Origin of the sequence: Streptococcus infantis, from assembly GCF_047464155.1 — a bacterium.
In the GTDB taxonomy this organism is placed as follows: domain Bacteria; phylum Bacillota; class Bacilli; order Lactobacillales; family Streptococcaceae; genus Streptococcus; species Streptococcus infantis_U.
The window spans coordinates 82220-104929 of record NZ_JASHCL010000003.1 but is presented as its reverse complement, the minus strand read 5'-3'; the positions used below and the strand labels follow the sequence as shown (position 1 = coordinate 104929).

Genomic DNA, 22710 nt, shown 5'->3' with positions numbered 1-22710 from the left:
AAACGATAGGTACTTCTCGTTTTTCACCTCAGCAAGTCTAAAAAAAGATTTGACTACTAATAGTCAAATCTTTTTACTGTATGAAGTAAATGTTAGATACACTATCTAACTTAATCTTCTTTTTTCTTTTGGGCAAGTAATCCGAAACCACCCAGAACTCCAACTAAGCCAAGGGCAAGAAGATTTGCATCGACTTCTTCACCTGTATTTGGAAGTTGTTTTCCTTCAGGTTTCTCAGCTTGTATTTCTACTTTTGCTGGTTCTTGCTTCGTTGCTTGGCTTGCTTGAACTGGCGCAACGGATGTTTCAGTCTTAGGTTCTGTTTTTGTAATTTCCTTCTTAGTGTCCTGAGCCGCTGGAGTAGACACAACTGGTTGGGTAGTTGGAGCTTTAGCTACTTTTGGCCCAATCTCAACAATCTCAGTTACGGTTTCTTTAACTACTTCTGTCCCCTTAAGACTACGGTTGCCTTCTGCATCGACTTCTACAAGATTTCTACGAAGCCCTTCAACTCCTGCTTGAACCAGACGACGCTCACCTGCTTTAAGACTAGGATTTACTCGTTCTTCATGTCCGTATGCAACTGTTTCTTCCTCAATCACTAGTGCTGGGTTACTAATGGTCAAATCTTTGACTCCATCCACTGGCTGAACACGACTTTCTACCTTCGTACCAACTTCAGTAATCTCTGCCACTGCTTCTTTGACTACTTCCGTCTTAAGAAGAGTGCGTTTGCCTTTGGCATCAACTTCAATCAGACGACGAGTCTGACCTTCTACACCTGCCTGAACGACTCGACGTTCACCCAACAAGAGGTCTCCTGACGGACGTTCTTGACGCTCGAAGGCTTGAGTTTCGGTTTCAATCACTAACTCAGGTAAATCTTTAACTGTTGGAGCAGTTTCATCTTCTAAGCTACCTACATGATGGCTTTCTTCTGCAGGAGTTAGTTTCTTATTCAGCTTTTCTTTCATGTCCGCAAATGCTTCTGGACTTGGATTTGTTGAGCCAATGAGAGTTTCTGCTTGAGCGATGATTGGATCATCTGCATTTTTCTCACGAACTTTCCCTAGAAGAGTTTCAAGTTCTTCCTTAGCTGCTTGATAAACCTGTACACCATTCAAGTCAGCACCAGCTTGTTTCAAGTCATTCAAGGCTTGGTTGACTGCTTCTTGGCTAGCATCGTGGTTTTCTAAGATCGCTTTTGCTGCATCAATCTTCTCAACTAGAGCCGCTTGTTTTTCGGCATCCGCAAATGTATAAGCTGTTGTTCCTTTGCGTCCTTGAGCAGATGTGATTTCTTGTTTCAGATATTCGTCGTTTATCGCTGCCTTAGGTGACACTAGAACATCAAACTCGACAGTTTGACCTTGATAGTGCAATTGAAGTTTTTGACGGCCTGTTTTTTGAGAATCATAGCCTGTAATTTCGATCCCCTCGTCTGTAAAGCTATGTTCTGTTTCAGTTTCATCGTCATACAAGACCTTAAAGCGGCCTTCTGATAAGTCCAGAGCATCGCCTACCAAGTAGTCAATTTTCGGTTGCTTGCTAATATACAAGGCTGCTATTTCTTTTGGACCAGCTTCTTCACCTGTCACTTGAACCTTGAAGCTTCCTGCAACCGGTAAACCAAGATAGGTCACTGTTAACTCTTGTTCTCCATGGTGGTGAGCATCGTAGCCATTAACAGTAACACCTGCATGACTAAGGTTGATGACTTCGTCTGCTTCTTCACCTTCGTATTTGACACGGAGAAGACCACCTTTAAGATTCAATTCTTCACCAACTTGATAAGTCATCTTTTTAGGCGCAACTTCTAGACTAACAGCCTTAATCTTTCTCTCATCCTGAGGAATTGTTACAGCAAGGGTATTACTGATTTCTTTACCTGGCAATTGTGTACGGTAGTAAAGAAGGCTCGGACGTTTTTCGAAGGTCAATGAATCTGTCGCCAAATCACCTCCAACTACTGTATTTAAGGTAGCGATTGGAGTTTGTGAATCTGCCTTGTCATAGACTGTAATTGTTGCTCCAGCAGGAACTTCTGAGAAACCAAGTTGAACCTTATTGTCAGTTAGAACACGCGCTGCAACTTTAGCCATTGGAATATTTTGGCTCTCCGTATCAAGAGTCTCATACATCTTCCAGTTATATATACGAATGGCTTTCCATGGTGTTCCATTGTCAGATGTGATGACGTTCAAGCGCCATTCTTGCGCAGTAATTGGGCTATCAAGAGTGATATCTGAAACATGAGCTCTATTGCCACGAACAGCCTTGGCTAGCTTCCATTCTCCAGCATCATCCTTGTAGTAAAGGTCAAAGTCCTTCGTATTCATCAAACCATCGTTAACGGATTCTCCACCAGCACCAGCATGGTCCATGACCCATCTAACAACACGGCGTGGTTGTGTCAAACGGATATCAACGCTACCACTCAACTGAGCAGAAGACCATTTGTCAGATAGGCTGGTGATCGTACCATTCAACATACCTTCGATGCCTTCTCCACCTTCTGTATTTGGGAAGGTACTTCCGATAACAGTAGCTCCTGGAACGATGTTTTCTGCTAGAGGTCTTGGAAGACTGGTGTCTTGGACCGTCATTCCCCAGTCAAAGTTTGTGGTTGCAGCTTCAGAGCGAAGGCCATTCTTACCAACTGCGACAACCTTCAACTCTTGACTGGTTCCAGTTGCACTAGCTGAACGGCTAACTTTTGGTAGGTAAATCGTAGTTGCTGATGATCCTGTCAATAGACGCCAAGCATCCCCATCCTTTTCGTAAACTTCATAGAAGTCAGCATCTTTATTTCCAGTAAATTGGACAATGGCTTCTGCTTCTTGGGCATTTTTAAGGGATTGTTTAGCTACTTTAAGAGCTGTTGGTGCTTGAGGAGCCTCTTGATTATCTGTTACAGTCAACTCACCCAAGTTAAATTGATATCCCTTAAGGGCAGCAGTATTTTCAAAAGTGAGCTTGATACCATAAATAGTCTGACCTGCCAAGGCACTCAAATCAAATTCATCTTTTGTCCAATTGTCAGATAGAGTCAGCTCTTTACGAGCATTCTCGCCACCATAGGTATAGTTTTTCTGAGTTGCAAACTCTACATAGACCTTGCTTCCCTTACCACCTTTATGAGCAACACGAAGTTTTGTTTTATCTGTTACTTCCAGTTTTGTAGAGTAAAGGCGAACATCTTGGTTGGTATTTTCAGCTAAATCACCCGCAAATTTGAGTGAATTCCCTCCATTGTAGGCATCTTCAAAGTCATAATCAGCTTGAAGTTTAGCACCTGATGAAGTTTGCCACCAGCGCCATGTAGGCAAGATACCTGATACAGAACGATAGTTCCATTCCGAATCCTTAGAAACTTTACCGTCTACAAACCATTTTTTACCATGTCCTGTGTTAAAGGATGTTGTGAAGCTACGTCCCACTGCTGGTGTACGATCAGCTACTAGGTTAGCAATCCCGTACCAGTCCTTGTCATCTGGTTTTTGACCAGTTGGATCTCCTTGGTAACCTGTAAAGAAGATATTTTCATTCTTGTGATAGTCTTCTCCTGTCTTACCAAGACTAGTGATAGTATCAGGTGCAAAGAGTCCAAGTGATAAGCGGAGCTTGCCTTTTTCATCAAAAAGAGCATCCCATTTCACTTTTGTCTTGTAAGAACCACCTTGTTGCAATTCCATACCTGCAAAAACATCATACTGACTGCGACCTAGCCATTGTGCCATCGTTACAGAGTAATCATTTTTCTCTTTAGTCCAGTTAAAATTTGCAAAGAAGTGATCTGCAGGTACTTTATCGCCTTCTTTTTCCATGAATTGGTAATTGTACTCACCCAAACCATCTTCATGATAACGACCATATTCATAGGTCATGGCATCATACCAAGAATATTTCACTGGATGATTGACTTGAGCCGAATATTCCTTGGTATAGAGCATGAAGTCACGCATTTTCTTACCAAGAGGCGTTACGATATCACCCGTAGTTTCTTGGTTGATAAAGTAGCCATCAAACCCATAATATTTAGCCATATCAACTAACTTACGAGCGATAGGGAAAGTTCCATCCTCATCTTGTTGAAGAGCTGCAGCAAATTTTTCTTGGTCTGCAATACTATTAGACCAGTTGAAGAAGAGTGTACCCAATACAGGGACACCATTACGGTGGCCAGCATCAATCACGTCCGGAGTTGGAACGAGCCCTTCCCAGAAGACCATTGAATTCAAGTATTGCCAGTAGTCAAAAGCATAGGCTTTAAACTCTTCACCACCTACAGAAGCATGGTCTTTAGCCTTAGAGTTGGTATTGGCAAGAGCTTCAACCTTGGCATCCTTATTGGCTTTTTCGTTGACTACATGCCCACGGTAACGTTTAGCCAATTCAACTGAAGAACGGTTAATAGCGTCGTCTTCACGGGCACCTGGTTCCCATTTTAACAAATCTTCCCAGGTGTCAAACTTAATTTCTTTTGGTCGAAGACTTTTTTCTTCCTTCTTAGGAACATCAGAAACAGTAGCTTTTTCTTCTGGCTTATTTTCTGTAGTTGCAGGTGCTTCTTCAACCTTAGGAGTTTCAGTAACTGGGCTAGTTGCTTCCTTATCAGCTGTAGTCAATTGGTCCAAGGTTGGTTTTTCTTCTGAAATAGGTTGTTCACTAACCTTGTTTTCAGTTTCCTCTAACTGCTTCAAGACTTCAGGTGAAGTTGTTGTTGGTTGTTCTGTTGTAGCAGTTGCTGGTTGTTCAGTCGTATTATTTGACGGTTGCTCTGCAGCTACAGCAGTAGTTGTTGGTTCATTTGCTGGAAGGGCGACTTCTTCTGCTAGAGCTTGGTTAGCAAACAAAACCGATCCAATCATCAAGGAGCAGGCACCCACAGATAATTTTCGAATACTATAGCGGCAACGTTGCTCAAAAAATGGATTCTTCATCTTTTTCTCCTTTTACTTCCAAAAGTAAGCGCTTTATTTTTTGTTTTAAAAAAAGTAACTGCTCTTGAAATAGCAGAACTGTTCATTTTCATTTTACGTTATTTAAAGGAAGAGTCAACGCTTGCCCATAAATATCTATAAAGGGGTGAATAAATGATATAAATTAGACAATCAACCGCCTTTTTTCTACATTTTAATGATATTTTTCTAAAAAAACTGTATTTACTACTTGTTAGATTGCTTAGAATCCTTTAAAATAGAATGGGAGAAGTTCCGCGATTAGTTTTCGGAGGAAAAAGAAAATGTCCATTAATTGGCAGGAAATTGCATTTCACTTTTTAGGTGGTCTGGGACTATTCTTATATAGTATCAAGACCATGGGAGACGGTTTGCAACAAGCAGCTGGAGATCGTCTTCGATATTACATTGACAAATATACTAGCAATCCTTTCTTTGGAATTTTAGTTGGAATTGGGATGACTGCCCTGATTCAATCGAGTTCAGGTGTTACGGTTATTACAGTTGGTCTGGTTAGTGCCGGACTATTGACTTTACGTCAGGCTATTGGGATTGTTATGGGAGCCAATATTGGAACAACCGTCACATCCTTTATCATCGGTTTTAAACTGGGAGACTACGCTTTACCGATGCTCTTTCTCGGAGCAGTCTGTCTCTTCTTCACAAAAAATAGAACCATCAATAACATCGGACGAATCCTCTTTGGTGTTGGTGGTATCTTCTTTGCCCTCAATCTTATGAGTGGCGCTATGGAACCCCTTAAGGATTTACAAGTCTTTAAAGACTATATGGTAGAACTTAGTAAAAATCCAATCTTGGGTGTTCTTGTCGGAACAGGTCTAACCCTTCTGATTCAAGCCTCCTCCGCAACCATCGGGATCCTACAAAATCTCTATGCTAGCAATCTGATTGACCTTCAGGGGGCCCTACCAGTTCTCTTTGGAGATAACATCGGAACAACTATCACTGCTATTATCGCTTCCTTGGGTGCTAATATCGCAGCCAAACGTGTGGCCGCAGCCCATGTAGCCTTTAACGTTATCGGAACTGTTATCTGTATTATCTTCCTCGTTCCATTTACAGGCTTAATCCAATGGTTTGAGAGCTTCTTAAATCTAGCTCCAGAAATGACCATCGCCTTCGCCCACGGAACCTTCAACATTACCAATACAATCATTCAGTTTCCATTCATCGGAGCTCTTGCCTTCTTGGTAACCAAGCTTATCCCTGGAGAAGACGAAGTTGTCAAATACGAACCTCTCTACCTTGATGAGCAACTGATCAAACAAGCTCCATCTATCGCTCTTGGAAATGCTAAAAAAGAACTTCTTCACTTGGGTAATTATGCTGCTAAAGCCTTTGACCTCTCTTACGACTATATCATCAACTCTAATGAAAAAGTTGCAGAGAAGGGACATAAGACTGAAGAAGCTATCAATACCATTGATGAAAAATTGACTCGTTACCTCATTAGTTTATCTGGTGAAGCTTTGAGCCAAAAAGAGAGTGAAGTCTTAACAAATATCCTTGACTCTTCACGAGACTTGGAACGTATCGGAGACCACGCAGAAGCCCTGCTTAATCTTAATGATTACTTGCAACGCAAGAATGTTCAGTTCTCTGAGGCTGCATTAGAAGAACTAGCAGAGATTTATCTTAAAACTAGCGAATTCGTCAAAGATGCTCTTGAAAGTGTAGAAAATAACGACCTCGAGAAAGCTCAAGCTCTTATCGAGCGACACGAAGACATCAACAACATGGAACGTGTCCTTCGTAAGACTCATATCAAACGTCTTAATAACGGAGAATGTTCTACCCAAGCAGGTGTCAACTTTATCGATATTATTTCACACTACACTCGTGTATCAGACCACGCTATGAACCTTGCTGAAAAGGTTTTGGCTGAACAAATCTAAGATAAAAAAATGCTTTGATTCGAAAGAATCAAAGCATTTTAAATAGCTCTCCAATCATAATGGAAGATGCTGCTGCGCCCTTGTACCTAGCTTCTTCCTTTTGGATAAAGCGGGCCAAATTGACTAACTCAGGCGCTGGGGTCTTGGGATTCTTGAGAAGTTCAAGAGTGACCAGACCTGATAGCCGTACTGCTAGCAAGCGCTCATTAGTGCTGGGCAACTGCTTAGCAGTTTCTAGGAGTGCAACCACTAAATCTTCACTCAAGTTTTGACGGGCATGATTGTAAAGGTCCCGTATCAAGGTTTCTAGGTTTGGTTCTTCCATCCCCATCATCTCCATATTGATATTTAATAATTTTTAATCAAGTCTACAGTAGAGCGATCTAATTTTTTAACCAAGGCTTGTAGGAAAGCTTGAGCTTCAAGGAAATCGTCCATAGCATAAAGGGTTTGGTGAGAGTGGATATAACGAGCGCAGACACCGATTGTTGTAGATGGAACACCAGCATTTTTCAGATGAGCTGCTCCTGCATCTGTACCACCTTTTCCACAATAGTATTGGTATTTGATACCAGCTTCTTCAGCAGTTGTCAAAAGGAAGTCCTTCATGCCTGGGAGAAGCAAGTGACCTGGGTCGTAGAAACGAATCAAGGTTCCGTCACCAATCTTGCCTTGGCCACCATAGACATCACCTGCTGGTGAACAGTCTACAGCAAGGAATACTTCTGGATCAAATTTTGTTGTAGAGGCATGGGCACCACGAAGTCCAACTTCTTCTTGGACGTTAGCACCAAGGTAAAGTTCATTTCCTAGTTTTTGGCCTGACAAGTTTTCTGCCAACTCGCTAACCATGAGAACACCATAACGGTTATCCCAAGCTTTTGAGATGATATTTTTTTCATTAGCAGTTAGGATTGCGCTACTATCTGGAACAATTGTGTCTCCAGGACGGATACCGAAACTTTCAGCCTCAGCCTTATCCGCAAAACCACCGTCAAAAACGATATCTGAAATAGCTGGCATAGTTGGTCCACCTGTGCCACGAGTCAAATGTGGAGGAACTGAACCCGAAATTACTGGAATCTCACGTCCTTGGCGTGTAAAGAGTTTAAAACGTTGGCTGCTGACAACCATAGGGTTCCAACCACCAATGCTGACTACTCGGAAGGTACCGTCTGCTTTGATTTCACTCACCATAAAACCAACTTCATCCATGTGAGATGCTACCAAGACGCGAGGTGCATTCGCAACTTCTGAATGTTTGATACCAAAAATACCACCTAGGCCATCTGTTACTACTTCATCCACGTGAGGTGTTAATTTTTCACGAAGATAAGCGCGTACAGGCGCTTCATGACCTGAGATAGCAGAAAGTTCTGTTACTTCTTTGATTTTAGAAAATAATGTTGTCATTTCTATCCCTTCTTTCTTTCAACCATTTTACCACTTTTTATAGGAGAAGGGTAGCGAAAATCATCAATCTATAGATCTATCTACACCAAAAAAGAATCACAGTCGTGATTCTTTTTATTTTGAATTTCTCTTTAAAGAAAAGTGATCTGGTACGGGGTCCTTACCTATTTCAGACCAAGGATGACATCGTAATATCCGTGCCAATCCCATCAGAACCCCCTTAAATCCATGCTTTTCAATAGCCTGAATCATGTAGTTTGAACAAGTAGGCTCAAATCTACAAGAAGGTGGGAATGCAGGGGATATAAAGCGTTGGTAAAAGCGCACAGGCGCAATTAAGATTTTTTTCATTATTTGTTAGTTGTTACAGCCATGGTGTGTAGCTGGCTGATTTCTTTTTTGTTGAGACGGCGTGATTCGCCTGGACGAAGCCCTGTCAAGTCTAGAAGGCCAAAACGTGTCCGCGACAACTTGTCCACTGGGAGACCCACAGCTTCAAACATCTTTTTAACCTGGTGGTTACGTCCTTCATGGATGGTCAACTGTACAACAGAACGGTTTTTAACAGGATCTACTTTAAGAATCTCATAAACCGCTGGCTTCGTTTTCTTACCATCAATCTCAAGACCACGAGTCAAGGGACGGAGATTTTCTTTGTTAGCAATTCCTTTCACACGCGCAACATAAACCTTGTCAATCTCATTACGAGGGTGAATCATCTCATCTGTAAAGTCACCATCGTTGGTCAAAATCAAGACTCCAGATGTATCCCAGTCCAAGCGACCTACAGGGTAAATCCGTTCTTTCACATTAGGCAAGAGATCAACAACAGTTTTACGTCCCTTGTCATCTGTCACACTGGAAATCACTCCACGTGGTTTATTGAGCAGATAGTAGACTTTTTCTTCGTTATAGATGGGTTGACCTTCAACTTCGACCTTGTCACCAGACTTAATGGTTGTCGCTAGTTCACGTACTACCTGTCCATTGACGGTTACCAAGCCTTGCCTGATCAACTCTTCTGCTTTTCTCCTACTGGCCACTCCTGCGTGGGCAATATATTTATTGATTCTCATCTTCTTCTATCCTTTCACCAAATAATTGGCTTTCTTGCGCTTGAATTTCAAGCTCGTCAATCACAGGCAATTCTTCCAAATGGTTAATACCCATGTAATCTAGAAAATAATCCGTCGTTACATAGAGATTAGGGCGACCAAGAACTTCTTTCTTTCCATCTTCTCGTATCAAGTCAAAGGCCTGTAACTTAGCTAAGGCCCCACTCGAATTAACCCCACGAATAGCATCAATTTCTATACGTGTGATAGGTTGCTTATAAGCAATGATGGACAAGGTTTCAAGCGCAGCCCGAGATAGACTCTGGTTGATGGGCGCCTTAGAATATTCTTTTAAAATATCAGCAAATTGAGGCTTGGTTACCAATTTGTAGGCACCTCCTGTCTCAATCAGTGCCAGACTAGAATCCTGGTCTTTTTCATACTTTTTGGCTAATTTTTCTAAGCTTTGCTGAATTCCTGTTGGTGGTAGCGATAGGAGTTCTGCCAACTGACGAGTCCTAATCCCATCTTCACCCGACACAAACAGGAGTGCTTCTATTTCTGCTAAAGTACTCATATTTCCTCTCTATCAAGCTTGACTCTGCTCTACTTGATTTTCTTCATTCTTTTTCATGAGATAAATATCTCCAAAACTCTCTTTTTGAATCAAGAGAATTTCTTGAGTTTTAATCAACTCCAAAGTTGCTAAAAAGAGTGTAATGACCTCTTGTAAATCCTTTGTTTCTTTAAACAAATCCTGCAAGCATAATTGCTGACCTTCAACCAAGGCTTCTCGGACGATAACCATCATATCCTCAATCTTATACTCATCTCGTAAAATAGTTGTATGATTTTTCGAGAATTCTTCCTTTTTCTTGGTCAATAAAGTTGAAAAGGCTAAGAAAAGGTCGATAGTTGTCTTATCATGCACAAGTTCTGCATCCTCATAGATCAACTCTGTAGGTGCTTTTGAGTAATATTGAGCTCGTTCCTGGTGCTTCACTTCCAACTGCTCTCCCAAAAGTTTAAATTTACGGTATTCCTCAATCTGAGAAAGGAGATCCTGCTCTAGGTCATCCTCTAAATCCGTCACTTCTGCAACCTTTGGCAAGAGCTTGCGACTCTTAATCAGCATCAGTTGGCTAGCCATCACCATATACTCTCCTGCAACTTCTAAACGCATGGCTTGTAAAGTTGATATGTAGGCTAGATATTGCTCGATAACCTCTGTGATCGGCACATCATAGATATCCATCTGATACTTTGAAACCAAGTGTAGGAGCAAGTCCAAAGGCCCTTCAAAATCTTTTAATTTAATATCCATTATCTATATTTTTCTAAGGTCATGACTGTCTTTAATCCTAATTTTTTAGCGATTTCGTACAAGTCAACCTTTTCTTCGATTTGTCTTAATATAAACTGTTCTCTCAATCCTTGGGCAGATAAATCTGAAAATCCTTTTTCCTTTAAAAAAGCTTCCAACTGACGAAAAGCCCATTGACGGGAGTACGGTTTCCCAGCTTTTTCAAAGAGATAGGTCTGCCCCATCAAGGGCTCTAACTCCGCAAGCAAATTTGTGGGAAGGCTCAAGATTCTTTGTTGAGAAGCTTTATTGACTCTCAAAACTTGAAAATCCAGGTTCACATCACCTGTTTTTAAGGCTAGAATTTCACTCGGCAAGAGGCCCAATTCAACTATCAATAAGGCTATTAAACGCCCTTCTGGATAGGTACTTTCTTGCCAGAAAGAACTCAAGTCTAAAAGCTCTGACTTGACTTGTTTTTTCTCAGCCTGTTTCGGCAATTCCAAACGATAAAAGGTGCCAATCTTTCCTTTCTGGTATAAAAAGTAAAGAAATTGATTGCAGGCAGAAACTTTACGCTTTTGGGCACTCATTTTAAAATTTGATAGCTGGGCTTGGTAGATTTTTAAACTTGTCTCAGAAATTCGTTCTCCAATAAGATCTAAAAACTGCTCCAAATCATACTTATAAGACTGCTTAGAATTACTAGATAGATTTTGCTTTTCTTCTAAAAATACTGAAATCCATTCTCTCATTTGCTTCGAATCTCATATTCCTTACTAAAATCATGCAGAAGGGCATTGACAGCCTTAAGGATTGATTTCCGCGTGATAATCCCTTGGAAAATACCATCCTTATCGACGACTGGCAGGAAAGACTCATCCACTAGCTTATGTAAAACATCTGTCAATGTATAATCCGGAGCTACCACTGCAACATCCTTCTTTGTCATGTGAACAATATCCATATCCGCCATGACTTCCTGACTCAAACCCTGCTCCATTTGATATGCAAAAATATCTCTAAGCCCAATGGTTCCAACAAATTTTTTCTCAGCAGTCACGACTGGTACTCTGGTATAGGTCATCTGGCTAAGGAGGAGAATTGCATGATCTGCATTGTGAGTATCAATGAGCACAGCCAAATTTTCAGCAGGAGTCAAAAAGGTTTCCTCTTGCTCCAGTAAAAATAGTTCAAATTCCTTGGCAATCATCGAGCAAACTCCTTAGACAAGCCTGGATAGACCTCATGGTTACGTGTCAAAAAATCTACTTTGAAATAGCTATCATCAATTTCCACACGAGCGTAGAGACATTCTCTGATGGTTCCACGTGGTTGGCTGATAGAACCTGGATTTAGAAAGAGGGTCTTACCCGCCATCCAAGCACTTGGAACATGCAAGTGACCATAGAGACAGATATCTGCCTCTTCTTCTTGTGCCCAGAAATCCAATTTTTGAAAATTAAAGTTAATATCAAACAAGTGGCCATGAGTTTGGATAATCTTAGTTGGACCTAGTTGGATTACTAAACGTTCTGGGTAATCTGAATAGAAATCCATGTTTCCTCTAACTACCTGAATCCCTTCCCAGAGTGGTGAATCTGGGCGAAGCTCCGAGTCACCATCGTGAAAAATGGCATCAACTTTCCCCAGATAGCGATCACGTATTTCTTCTACAATCAAGCTATCTCCGTGGGAGTCACTCATTACAATGATGGTTTGCTTTGCCATGATGGAAATACCTCCAAAAGTTTCTTAACGGCTAAGGCACGGTGGGATTGACTATTTTTTTCTTCAAGGGTTAATTCGGCTGATGATTTACCAGTTTCTCCTACTAGGAAAAGAGGGTCATAGCCAAAACCATTTTCACCCTTAGGTTCAAAGTTAATGTAGCCTGGCCAGTCAGCTTCGACCACCAAACTTTCCTTACCTGGGCTAGCCACGACCAAGGTGGTGTGGAATTGTGCCGAACGGTCCTTGAGTTCAAAGACCATGGCTAATTCATGCAAAAGCTTAGCATTGTTTTCCTGGTCAGTGGCTCCCACTCCTGCAAAACGAGCTGACCAGACACCTGGCAATCCACCGAGGACATCGACTTTAAGACCTGAGTCGTCTGCCAAAACCATCTTGCCTGTTAATTTGGAGATGGTTTCAGCCTTAAGACGAGCATTTTCTTCAAAGGTCATACCGGTTTCAGCAACTTCAGGCAGGTCTGGATAATCATTGAGATTCTCCACATCATAGCCAAGTTTGTCAAAGATAGCACGAAATTCCTTGGTTTTACCCTCGTTACGAGTCGCAATCAGCAAAGTTTCTCTGACCTTGTTTGTCTCAAAGAAGGCTTCCACATCGACTCCTTCTTTAGGTAATTCAACATGCAAGAGTTGTCCATTTTCAACTAAGAGCAAGGCACCTTGGCGTTGAATGACTTCCAAGTTTCGACCTGCTTCTGCATTTAAAATCTCAACGATAAAAGATAGCAAGCGGAAGTTGGAAGACCAGCGCATTACCGTAATCGTGATTGGAAAACCATTTTCCTCATCACGGAAAATGCGAGCAAAATCCATAAAACCAAGATCAAGAGGATCTTTTATGAGACTATAAATTCCACCGTAGACGTCCCAGACACCTACATACCAGTCCTGGTCATCCTTGTATTCATAAATTTTGTTTGTCATAATGTTACATGCTCCACATGAATCTCTTTTTCTAGCCATTCTGCTCCGATTTGAGCAAAACTATGGCTATTTGCAGTCGTATAAAAACGGTGTTGTAGAGGACCAGCGTCACGCCCACGATTAATCTCGAAATAATTAAGTAAGACAGAGATATCCCGCACGCACTCTGCACCACTATCGATCAGTTTTACGTCAGGTCCCATCACATTCTGGATAATAGGTCTGAGGAGTGGGTAGTGGGTACAACCCAAAATCAAGCTGTCTACCTTGCCCACTAATGGACGCAAGGTTTCATAAACTACTTTCTTGGTCACACTGGTTGAAAGAGCTCCAGATTCAACCAAGGGAGCAAACTTGGGACAAGCCAAACTTTCCACCTGCAAATCTGGATCCAAATCATGGATTTTTTGTCGATAGATATCTGATTGTACGGTCATCGGTGTTCCAATCACTCCGATTTTCCCATCCTGACTTGCTTTGATAGCCGCTGAAGCGCCAGGTAAAATCACTCCAAGAACAGGAATATCTAACTGGGCTTTAATTTCTTCCCAGACGACTGCTGTTGCTGTATTACAAGCAATGACAATCATCTTGACATCCTTGGTCAAGAGAAAGTTGACCAACTGCCAAGTATATTCACGAATTTGCTCAGCAGGACGGGGCCCGTAAGGTGCCCGTGCCGAATCTCCAATATAGACGATTTCTTCATGAGGAAGCTGGCGCATGAGCTCCCGTACGACGGTCAAGCCTCCAACACCAGAGTCCAAAAAACCAATTGGTCGATTATCCATACAGTCTTCTTTCTAGTCTTATTTTTCTGATTGATAGTTCATTATCATTACATTTCTCGCTGAAATTTCTGACAGACTGGTAAACTTCAGACTATCTCCCTCTTAATCATAATCAAATATCAATAGAATGCAAGGAAAAAGTCTTATCCTTAAATATCAGTTGAACATAGTGAGAAGTCTGGAATTTTCATTCCAGACTTTTCCTATTTATTTCTTTTTATTGTTAGCAAGGGCTGCTTTTTGTTGGCGAATGATTTGGTGGTACACTTGTTGTACCTTAGCTTCGCTTGGTTTTTGACCATTTGCACTCAACAGAGTACGAACTGCTTCTGCATTCAAACGTGGGTTATCAGCAAATTCTTTTTCGATTTGCTTGCGCACCAAGTACATTCCTCCAAGTGCTCCACCAAGAAAAGCTAAAACAATCAAGACAATTGCTAAAATAAGGTCCATAATATTTCTCCTGTTTCTTTTTGAATCTTCTATATTATACCATAAAGTCCCACGCCTGACTAGTTTGATTTACGCTTTCAAAAGGGTAGGGCATTACTCAAATTCTTTTTCTACTCTAATCTTTTTTAATTCAATAAAATAAAAAAAAAGAACTAAAATTTGGTAAAATAATTCAGTTTTTCCGAAAAAACCTTGCAATGGTTGGATTTATTTGCTATATTAAGATTATACAAATCAAAGGAAACATCTTTCTGCAAGGCTTATTTTTTTTACCAAAAAATGTATGCGCTTACAGATTTGAGAAAGGAGTTTTTATGGAGAAGAGCTATTGGGAAAAATCCTGTAAGTATAGCATCCGAAAGTTGACCGTTGGAACTGCTTCTGTTCTACTGGGAGCTGTTTTTCTAGCAACACAGAATGTAGCTGCTGAAAGCCTCGAAGTGAAGGACAATCAAACGAATGTTAGTGAGACGACGGTTAAAGTAGATGTCAAAGTAGAGGAACCAAGTCAAGCAAAGACGGAGAATCAGCCAAGCACAGACACTCATCATTCTACTGAATTAGCTGACAAAGAGGTAAAACCTGAAAAGGAATTACCTCAAACACATCATCAATCAGAGACTAACGCTGTAGTTGAACCTTCTGAAAATAAGGAGAGTGAAAAGCCAGAACTTCCTATGACTAAGCAAGAAAACTATCAACTTCATTACGACCAGCCAACTGCTCCTTCTTATGACGGCTGGGAAAAACAAGCCTTGCCTGTCGGAAACGGTGAAATGGGGGCTAAGGTTTTTGGATTAATCGGTGAAGAAAGAATCCAATACAATGAAAAAACTCTCTGGTCTGGTGGGCCACAACCTGATAGCACTGACTACAATGGAGGGAACTATCAGGACCGCTATAAGGTTTTGGCAGAAATTCGTAAAGCTTTGGAAGAAGGAAACCGCCAAAAAGCCAAACAATTGGCAGAGCGTAACCTAGTAGGACCAAACAATTCTCAGTATGGTCGTTACTTATCTTTTGGTGATATCTTTATGGTCTTTAACAACCAAAAGAAAGGCTTGGAGAATGTTACCGACTACCATCGTGGCTTAGATATTTCTGAGGCCATCTCGACCACTTCATATACCCAAGACGGTACAAACTTTAAGCGCGAAACCTTCTCTAGTTACCCAGATGACGTCACTGTTACCCATTTGACTAAAAAGGGAGATAAGACGCTTGATTTTACACTTTGGAATAGCTTGACTGAAGATTTGATTGCTAATGGAGATTATTCTTGGGAGAATTCTAAATACAAACAAGGGACTGTTAGCGTTGATTCTAATGGTATTTTACTCAAGGGAACTGTCAAAGACAATGGTCTGAAATTTGCCTCTTATCTTGGTATCAAGACAGATGGACAAGTCACTGCTCAAGATGGCTATTTGACAGTTACAGGAGCAAGTTATGCAACACTGCTACTCAGTGCCAAGACCAATTTTGCTCAAAATCCGAAAACCAATTACCGCAAGGATATTGATGTAGAAAAGACTGTCAAATCTATCGTCGAAGCTGCTAAAGCCAAAGACTATGAGACTCTGAAAATTGACCACATCAAGGATTACCAAAGTCTTTTCAATCGTGTTCAGTTAAACCTCGGCGGCAGCAAGTCTAATCAAACTACAAAAGAAGCTCTCCAAACCTATAATCCAACAAAAGGGCAAAAACTAGAAGAACTCTTCTTCCAATACGGACGTTACCTACTGATCAGTTCTTCTCGTAACCGGACAGATGCCCTCCCCGCCAACTTGCAAGGTGTCTGGAATGCTGTAGATAATCCACCTTGGAACTCAGACTACCACCTCAATGTCAACCTACAAATGAACTATTGGCCTGCCTACATGAGTAATCTCGCAGAAACAGCTAAGCCAATGATCAATTATATCGATGACATGCGCTATTATGGTCGTATCGCTGCTAAAGAATACGCAGGTATCGAATCCAAAGAAGGTCAAGAAAACGGTTGGTTGGTTCATACTCAGGCGACACCATTTGGCTGGACTACTCCTGGCTGGAACTACTATTGGGGCTGGTCTCCAGCTGCCAATGCTTGGATGATGCAGAACGTCTATGACTACTACAAATTCACCAAGGATGAAACTTATCTCAAAGAAAAGATTTATCCAATGCTCAAGGAAACAGCCAAGTTCTGGAACTCCTTCTTACACTACGACAAGGCCAGTGACCGTTGGGTTTCTTCTCCATCATACTCGCCAGAGCATGGAACCATTACGATTGGGAATACCTTTGACCAATCTCTAGTTTGGCAGTTATTCCATGATTATATGGAAGCAGCCAATCATCTCAATGTCGACCAAGATTTGGTGACAGAAGTGAAGGCTAAATTTGACAAGCTCAAACCACTTCATATCAACCAAGACGGTCGTATCAAGGAATGGTACGAGGAAGACAGCCCTCAATTCACTAATGAAGGAATTGAAAACCATCACCGCCACGTTTCTCATCTGGTTGGACTCTTCCCAGGTACTCTATTTGGCAAGGATCAGCCTGAATATTTGGAAGCTGCACGCGCAACCCTAAACCACCGTGGAGATGGTGGAACTGGTTGGTCTAAGGCCAATAAAATCAACCTCTGGGCTCGTCTCTTAGATGGAAATCGTGCCCACCGTTTGTTGGCTGAACAGCTCAAGTCTTCAACTCTAGAAAACCTCTGGGATACGCACGCGCCTTTCCAAATTGATGGAAACTTTGGTGCAACCAGCGGTATGGCAGAAATGCTCCTTCAATCTCACACAGGCTACATTGCCCCATTACCAGCTCTTCCAGATGCATGGAAAGACGGTCAGGTCTCAGGTCTCGTAGCTCGTGGTAATTTTGAAGTCAGCATGAAATGGAAAGAGAAAAATCTTGAAACGCTGTCCTTCCTTTCTAATGTTGGTGGAGACTTAGTCGTAGACTATCCAAATATCGAATCTAGTATTGTCAAGATTAATGGCAAGGAAGTTCAAGCTAGTCGCCTCAAAGATAACCGTATCCAACTTGCGACTCAAAAGGGTGATGTCATTACCTTTGAAAACTTCCCTGGACGAGTGACTCGCTTATCAGCCCTTCGAAAAGATTCCGTCACAGCTGAACTCGACTTTAATACAGTTGAGGGGGCAACTCATTATGTCATCCGACGAGAAAGCAAGGATGAAAACAGCCAAACCCCTAGCGTTCGTGAGTTCATCACCAACCAAACTCACTTTATCGATCGCTCAATTGATTCTAGTCACGCCTATACTTATAGCGTTAAGGCTATGCTAGGGGATCGTACAACACCAGTTTCAGACGTTACTTCCATCGATGCCTTCAGTGAGTTGATGGATGACCGTGACAAGCGCATCCAATACGGCTCTGCTTATGGAAACTGGGCTGATTCAGAACTCTTTGGCGGAACAGAAAAATACGCCGATATCTCAAATGGAAATTACTCCGATAAGGATGCGACTGCAACTATTCCTTTCAATGGACCTGGTATTGAAATTTACGGACTCAAGTCTTCTCAATTAGGACTTGCTGAGGTTACAATCGATGGCAAATCTGTTGGTGAGCTAGATTTCTATACGGCTGGAGCTACTGAAAAGGGTGTCCTAATCGGTCGTTATACAAATCTTTCTTCAGGCCCTCACCTTATGACTATCACTGTTAAGCGTGAACATAAGGGACGCGGAAGTGAACGCTCAAAAATTTCCTTAGATTACTTCAAGGTCTTCCCAGGACAAGGAGAAACAGTTGAGAAAATAGATGATCGTGATTCTCGTATCCAATACGGCTCAGCATTTAAAGACTGGACTGATGCGGAACTCTATGCTTCTACAGAGAAATATGCGGATATCAATGCAGACGATAGTCTTGCTCCTGAAGCAACTGCAAGAATTCCATTCTCTGGAACAGGTATTCGTATCTATGGTCTGAAAACTTCAGCTCTTGGCAAGGCACTTGTAACACTCGATGGAAAAGAAATGCCAAGCCTTGACTTCTACACTGCCGGAGCTACCGAAAAAGGAGCTTTGATTGGTGAATTCACTAATCTAGCAGATGGCGATCACGTTCTAACTTTAAAAGTGGATCCAGATTCTCCAGACGGTCGAAAGAAAATCTCCCTGGACTCATTCGATATTCTAAAAGCTCCATCAGTATCATTAGATACACCAAGCCTCGAACCTATAAAGGTAGAAGATAAGAAAGTAACACTAACTTTACCAACTGGTAACTGGGATGCTGTAGCTGTGACATTCCCTGGTATTACGGATTCCCTAGTCTTAAGAAAAGTCGATGATAATCATCTTGTCACTTCTGGCGAACAAACTGTATTAAGCATAAAGGATAACAAGATTCAAATCGACATCCCTGAAACTACGGACCGTAAATCCGGCAATCCAATAGAAGCTTATGCTATCCTAGGAGAAACACGAAGCAGTACTATTGTAACAGTCTTTCCAAAAGGGGAAACTGCCCCTGTAGAAGAAAAAGTTGTTACAAGCAAAGGTGATGAGCCTGCTCCAGTAGTAACCATTCCTGAATATACTGACCCAATTGGAACTGCGGGAGAACAGGAACCTCCTATCGTGGATATTCCTGAATACACTGAGTCTATCGGAACCGTAGGGGAACAGGAAGCGCCTGTCGTAGATATTCCTGAATATACTAAGCCTATCGGTACTGCAGGGGAACAAGCGGCTCCTATCGTAGATATTCCTGAATATACTAAGCCTATCGGTGCTGCAGGGGAACAGGAAGCGCCTGTCGTAGATATTCCTGAATATGCTGGGCCTATCGGTACTGCAAGCGATCAGGCAGCTCCTAGCGTAGATATCCCTGAATACACTGGGCCTATCGGTACTGCGAGCGACCAAGCGGCTCCTATCGTGGATATTCCTGAATACACTGGCCCTATCGGTACTGCGAGCGACCAAGCGGCTCCTATCATCTCTCTTCCTGAGTTTAAACTCAAAGCCTTAAAAGACCAGGCTACCGGAGTTCAAGTCATCAGTGGAGCTACTGAGCTAGGTGAAGCAAGTTATCTTGAAATCCAGAAAGTAGACAAGCAAGAACTCTTGGGCAAGAAATATGATGCCTACAACATTCAACTCAAGAATGAAAATGGTCAACCAATCCAAGCAAAAGGTGCTGTACTGGTTCGATTACCAATTTCTGGTACAGTCCAGGAATTCTATCGTTTCAATTCAGAAAAAGACTTGAAATCACAAGATTTCACAATTCGTGATGGCATGCTTGAGTTTCTCACCATTGATTTGACTACTTATGCTATCGTCTACAAGACTGAAACAGAAGTCCAACAACCAAGTTCAACTCAAGCAGAAGAAGCTAGTCCATTAGCAAATAAAAACCAGCTCAATGGTGAAAATTCTACAAATGACAAACAGCTTCCTGCCACTGGAGAAGAGTCCAGTCCACTCCTTTTCATGGCAAGTCTCAGTCTAGCTTTAACTTCTGCCTTCTTGCTAAAAGGTAAAAAAGAGTGATCCCAATAAATCTATAAAGATTTAGATAAATAGAAAAAGGATGAGTAAATTACTCATCCTTTTGATTTCTTTCAGAGTCTTTTAAAATAAACTAAAAAGCCAGTTATAAATCCAGTTAAAAATCGAATATAACAAATTTAAAAGGAATTCATAAAAAAATAAACAAATGTGATACCAAATGAATTCTACAATCGTAATCAGTGGCTTGACTAGGATATAAAATAAAATATCCCAAATAAATTTCATTTTTTATCTTCCTTTCTAGGAAGTCCCGCAATCCAAGGTAAGGAAGATAGCAATTTATAAGCCGTCAAAAATTTAGCAACCTTTACCACTTCCGATTCAGATTCCTTCTTCTCAGTCAGTACTTCCATTCCTTTTACCCAGAGGCATGTCCCAATAATTCTAGCCATTCCTGTAAAAAAATTTGGTTGGTTGTCCATGTGATTCTCCCTTGATTACTCCGACTATTACTATTCTATTTTTATTGTATTCAGTATATCAAATTCTTATAGATAATCAAGCTTTTATCTGTAAAATAAAAAAGTTTCATAATCTTACTAGAAAACTTCTAGCTAGATTATAAAACTTTATTGATTATTTCATTTCTTTTTTATAGCGTTCCAATTCTGCTTGGTTAGCCCAAACGTAATGACCTGGACGAATTTCAACCATAGAAGGTTTATCAGTTTCGTAGTCATGTTGATTAGGATCATAGACTTTCAAAACTTTCTTACGTTCCAAGATTGGATCTGGAATCGGCACAGCTGATAAAAGTGCTTGTGTGTATGGATGAACTGGATTGTTAAACAATTCTTCAGTTTCAGCCACTTCAACAATGACACCCTTATAAATTACCGCGATACGATCAGAGATGAAACGAACTACTGACAAATCGTGGGCGATAAAGAGATAGGTCAAGCCCAATTCTTTTTGAAATTTCTTGAGCAAGTTCAAAACTTGGGCACGCACTGAAACGTCCAAGGCTGAAATTGGCTCATCCGCGATCACGAAGTCAGGTTGCATAACCAAGGCACGAGCAATCCCGATACGTTGACGTTGTCCACCTGAGAACTCATGAGGGTAACGTGTCAAGTGTTCAGCCAAAAGTCCTACTTCACGAATGATGTTTTGAACTTTTTCTTTTCTTTCTTCTTCGTCTTTAAATAAATGGTGGTTGTAAAGACCTTCTGAGATGATATAGTCAACTGTTGCACGTTCATTCAAACTTGCGGCTGGGTCTTGGAAAATCATTTGAATGCGACGGATCAATTCCTCTGCTTGTTCACGTGATTTTTTACCATTAATTTTTTTACCATCAAAGATGATATCACCTTTGCTGGTATCATTAAGACCGATAATGGCACGACCAATTGTTGTCTTACCACTACCAGATTCTCCAACAAGTGAGAATGTTTCGCCTTTGTTGATAAAGAAGTTTGCATTCTTAACGGCTACAAACTTTTTGCTTCCTTCACCGAAGGAAATCTCTAAGTCTTTAACTTCTACTAATTTTTCAGACATTTCCTTCCTCCTAGTCCTCAAGATGAGCAAAGCCCATCTTTTCACGAATCTTATCGTGTAAATCTGCAATTACTGCTGGTTTTGCAACTTTTGGAGCTTGTTCATCAAGCAACCATGTTTTAGCCCAGTGAGTATCAGATACTGCAAACTGAGGAGCTTTTTCTTCGAAATCAATCTTCATCGCATAATCTGAACGAAGAGCAAAAGCATCTCCCTTCAATTCAGTATACAGTGATGGAGGTGTTCCCGGAATTGAATACAATTCTCCTTTATCGTCAGCCAGCTGTGGCAAACTTGATAAGAGGCTCCATGTGTATGGGTGACGTGGATCGTAGAAGATTTCTTCAACTGTACCATACTCAACGATTTCACCAGCATACATAACTGCAACTTTATCAGCAATACTTGCTACAACACCAAGGTCGTGTGTGATAAAGATAGTTGTAAAGTGGTATTCTTGTTGAAGTGTTTTCAACAAGTCAATAATCTGAGCTTGGATGGTCACATCAAGGGCTGTTGTTGGTTCATCACAAATCAAAACATCTGGACGACACGCAAGGGCAATCGCAATAACAATACGTTGACGCATTCCTCCAGAATACTGGAATGGATATTCATTAAAACGTCTCTCAGCGTCAGGGATACCAACCTTATTCATATAGTCAATCGCCAAGTCTTTTGCTTCTTGAGCCGTTTTCCCTTGGTGTTTAACAATAACTTCTGTGATTTGACTTCCGATTGTTTTGATTGGGTCAAGACTGGTCATCGGGTCCTGGAAGATCGTTGCAATCTTCGCACCACGAATTTGCTCCCAATCTTTATGAGAAGAAAATTCAGTCAAATCTTGGTCACGGTAAAGAATACTACCGTTCGCAATACGACCATTATCTTCCAACATTCCTGTAAAAGTTTTTGTTAAAACAGATTTCCCTGAACCAGATTCTCCAACGAGTGCAAGCACTTCGCCCTCAATCAACTCCAGAGATACTCCACGAATAGCTGTCAAAATTTTGTCACGAACATCAAATTCCACGACAATATCTTGAGCAGTCAAAATTACATTTTTTTCTTTTGTCATGTCTACT

18 protein-coding genes are annotated in these 22710 nt (G+C 41.3%); 2 read left to right on the top strand and 16 right to left on the bottom strand.

The genetic code is table 11. The features are described 5' to 3' along the window. Positions 1-110 precede the first annotated feature (110 nt). Positions 111-4943 (bottom strand): endo-beta-N-acetylglucosaminidase, encoded by a 4833-nt coding sequence (locus QM810_RS06730; RefSeq protein WP_414254298.1) that lies wholly within the window; start codon positions 4941-4943, stop codon positions 111-113. A gap of 302 nt (positions 4944-5245) precedes the next feature. On the opposite strand from QM810_RS06730, the gene QM810_RS06725 reads away from it, so the two are divergent. Then, complete coding sequence (locus tag QM810_RS06725) at positions 5246-6877, top strand: Na/Pi cotransporter family protein (RefSeq protein ID WP_414254297.1); 1632 nt, start codon at positions 5246-5248, stop codon at positions 6875-6877. A gap of 28 nt (positions 6878-6905) precedes the next feature. On the opposite strand, the gene QM810_RS06720 is transcribed toward QM810_RS06725, so the two are convergent. The 12 genes from QM810_RS06720 to QM810_RS06665 form a co-directional block, all read right to left on the bottom strand. Continuing rightward, positions 6906-7202: a bacteriocin immunity protein gene (locus QM810_RS06720; protein WP_414254296.1), complete on the bottom strand. Its 297-nt coding sequence runs from the start codon at positions 7200-7202 to the stop codon at positions 6906-6908. Positions 7203-7225: 23 nt separating this feature from the next. After that, positions 7226-8290, bottom strand: a complete 1065-nt coding sequence (gene pepA, locus QM810_RS06715; protein ID WP_414254295.1) for a glutamyl aminopeptidase — start codon at positions 8288-8290, stop codon at positions 7226-7228. A gap of 114 nt (positions 8291-8404) precedes the next feature. Then, complete coding sequence (gene yidD / locus QM810_RS06710; RefSeq protein ID WP_414254294.1) at positions 8405-8641, bottom strand: membrane protein insertion efficiency factor YidD; 237 nt, start codon at positions 8639-8641, stop codon at positions 8405-8407. Further along, positions 8641-9366: a pseudouridine synthase gene (locus tag QM810_RS06705; RefSeq protein ID WP_414254293.1), complete on the bottom strand. Its 726-nt coding sequence runs from the start codon at positions 9364-9366 to the stop codon at positions 8641-8643. The genes yidD and QM810_RS06705 overlap by 1 nt, the downstream gene beginning before the upstream one ends. Next, positions 9353-9922, bottom strand: coding sequence for an SMC-Scp complex subunit ScpB (scpB, locus tag QM810_RS06700; protein WP_414254292.1), 570 nt, complete (start codon positions 9920-9922; stop codon positions 9353-9355). The genes QM810_RS06705 and scpB overlap by 14 nt, the downstream gene beginning before the upstream one ends. A gap of 12 nt (positions 9923-9934) precedes the next feature. Further along, positions 9935-10669: a segregation/condensation protein A gene (locus QM810_RS06695; RefSeq protein WP_414254291.1), complete on the bottom strand. Its 735-nt coding sequence runs from the start codon at positions 10667-10669 to the stop codon at positions 9935-9937. Beyond that, positions 10669-11403, bottom strand: a complete 735-nt coding sequence (xerD, locus tag QM810_RS06690) for a site-specific tyrosine recombinase XerD (protein ID WP_414254290.1) — start codon at positions 11401-11403, stop codon at positions 10669-10671. The genes QM810_RS06695 and xerD overlap by 1 nt, the downstream gene beginning before the upstream one ends. After that, positions 11400-11861 carry a cyclic-di-AMP-binding protein CbpB gene (cbpB, locus tag QM810_RS06685; RefSeq protein WP_263394056.1) on the bottom strand — a complete coding sequence of 154 codons (462 nt, stop codon included), beginning with the start codon at positions 11859-11861 and terminating at the stop codon, positions 11400-11402. The genes xerD and cbpB overlap by 4 nt, the downstream gene beginning before the upstream one ends. After that, positions 11858-12379, bottom strand: a complete 522-nt coding sequence (locus tag QM810_RS06680; RefSeq protein WP_214262429.1) for a metallophosphoesterase — start codon at positions 12377-12379, stop codon at positions 11858-11860. The genes cbpB and QM810_RS06680 overlap by 4 nt, the downstream gene beginning before the upstream one ends. Further along, entirely contained in the window at positions 12355-13326 is a 972-nt protein-coding gene (locus tag QM810_RS06675; RefSeq protein WP_414254289.1) for a nucleoside-triphosphate diphosphatase, read from the bottom strand. Before QM810_RS06675 ends, QM810_RS06680 begins: the two co-directional genes overlap by 25 nt. After that, positions 13323-14117 carry a glutamate racemase gene (racE, locus tag QM810_RS06670; RefSeq protein ID WP_414254288.1) on the bottom strand — a complete coding sequence of 265 codons (795 nt, stop codon included), beginning with the start codon at positions 14115-14117 and terminating at the stop codon, positions 13323-13325. Before racE ends, QM810_RS06675 begins: the two co-directional genes overlap by 4 nt. Before the next feature lie 207 nt (positions 14118-14324). Then, positions 14325-14570: a YneF family protein gene (locus QM810_RS06665; protein WP_004251708.1), complete on the bottom strand. Its 246-nt coding sequence runs from the start codon at positions 14568-14570 to the stop codon at positions 14325-14327. Between the two features lie 314 nt (positions 14571-14884). Between QM810_RS06665 and QM810_RS06660 the strand changes: the two genes are divergently transcribed. Next, entirely contained in the window at positions 14885-20101 is a 5217-nt protein-coding gene (locus QM810_RS06660; RefSeq protein WP_414254287.1) for an SIALI-17 repeat-containing surface protein, read from the top strand. 242 nt (positions 20102-20343) lie between these two features. Here the strand turns inward: QM810_RS06660 and QM810_RS06655 are convergent, their stop codons facing one another. The 3 genes from QM810_RS06655 to QM810_RS06645 all read right to left on the bottom strand — a co-directional run bounded on the left by QM810_RS06655 (position 20344) and on the right by QM810_RS06645 (position 22703). Beyond that, positions 20344-20544: a mechanosensitive ion channel protein MscL gene (locus QM810_RS06655; protein ID WP_263394060.1), complete on the bottom strand. Its 201-nt coding sequence runs from the start codon at positions 20542-20544 to the stop codon at positions 20344-20346. 154 nt (positions 20545-20698) lie between these two features. Beyond that, positions 20699-21625 carry an ATP-binding cassette domain-containing protein gene (locus QM810_RS06650; RefSeq protein ID WP_414254286.1) on the bottom strand — a complete coding sequence of 309 codons (927 nt, stop codon included), beginning with the start codon at positions 21623-21625 and terminating at the stop codon, positions 20699-20701. Between the two features lie 10 nt (positions 21626-21635). Continuing rightward, a complete protein-coding gene (locus QM810_RS06645) occupies positions 21636-22703 on the bottom strand; it encodes an ABC transporter ATP-binding protein (protein ID WP_006150205.1) in 1068 nt (355 codons plus the stop codon). Positions 22704-22710 lie beyond the last annotated feature (7 nt).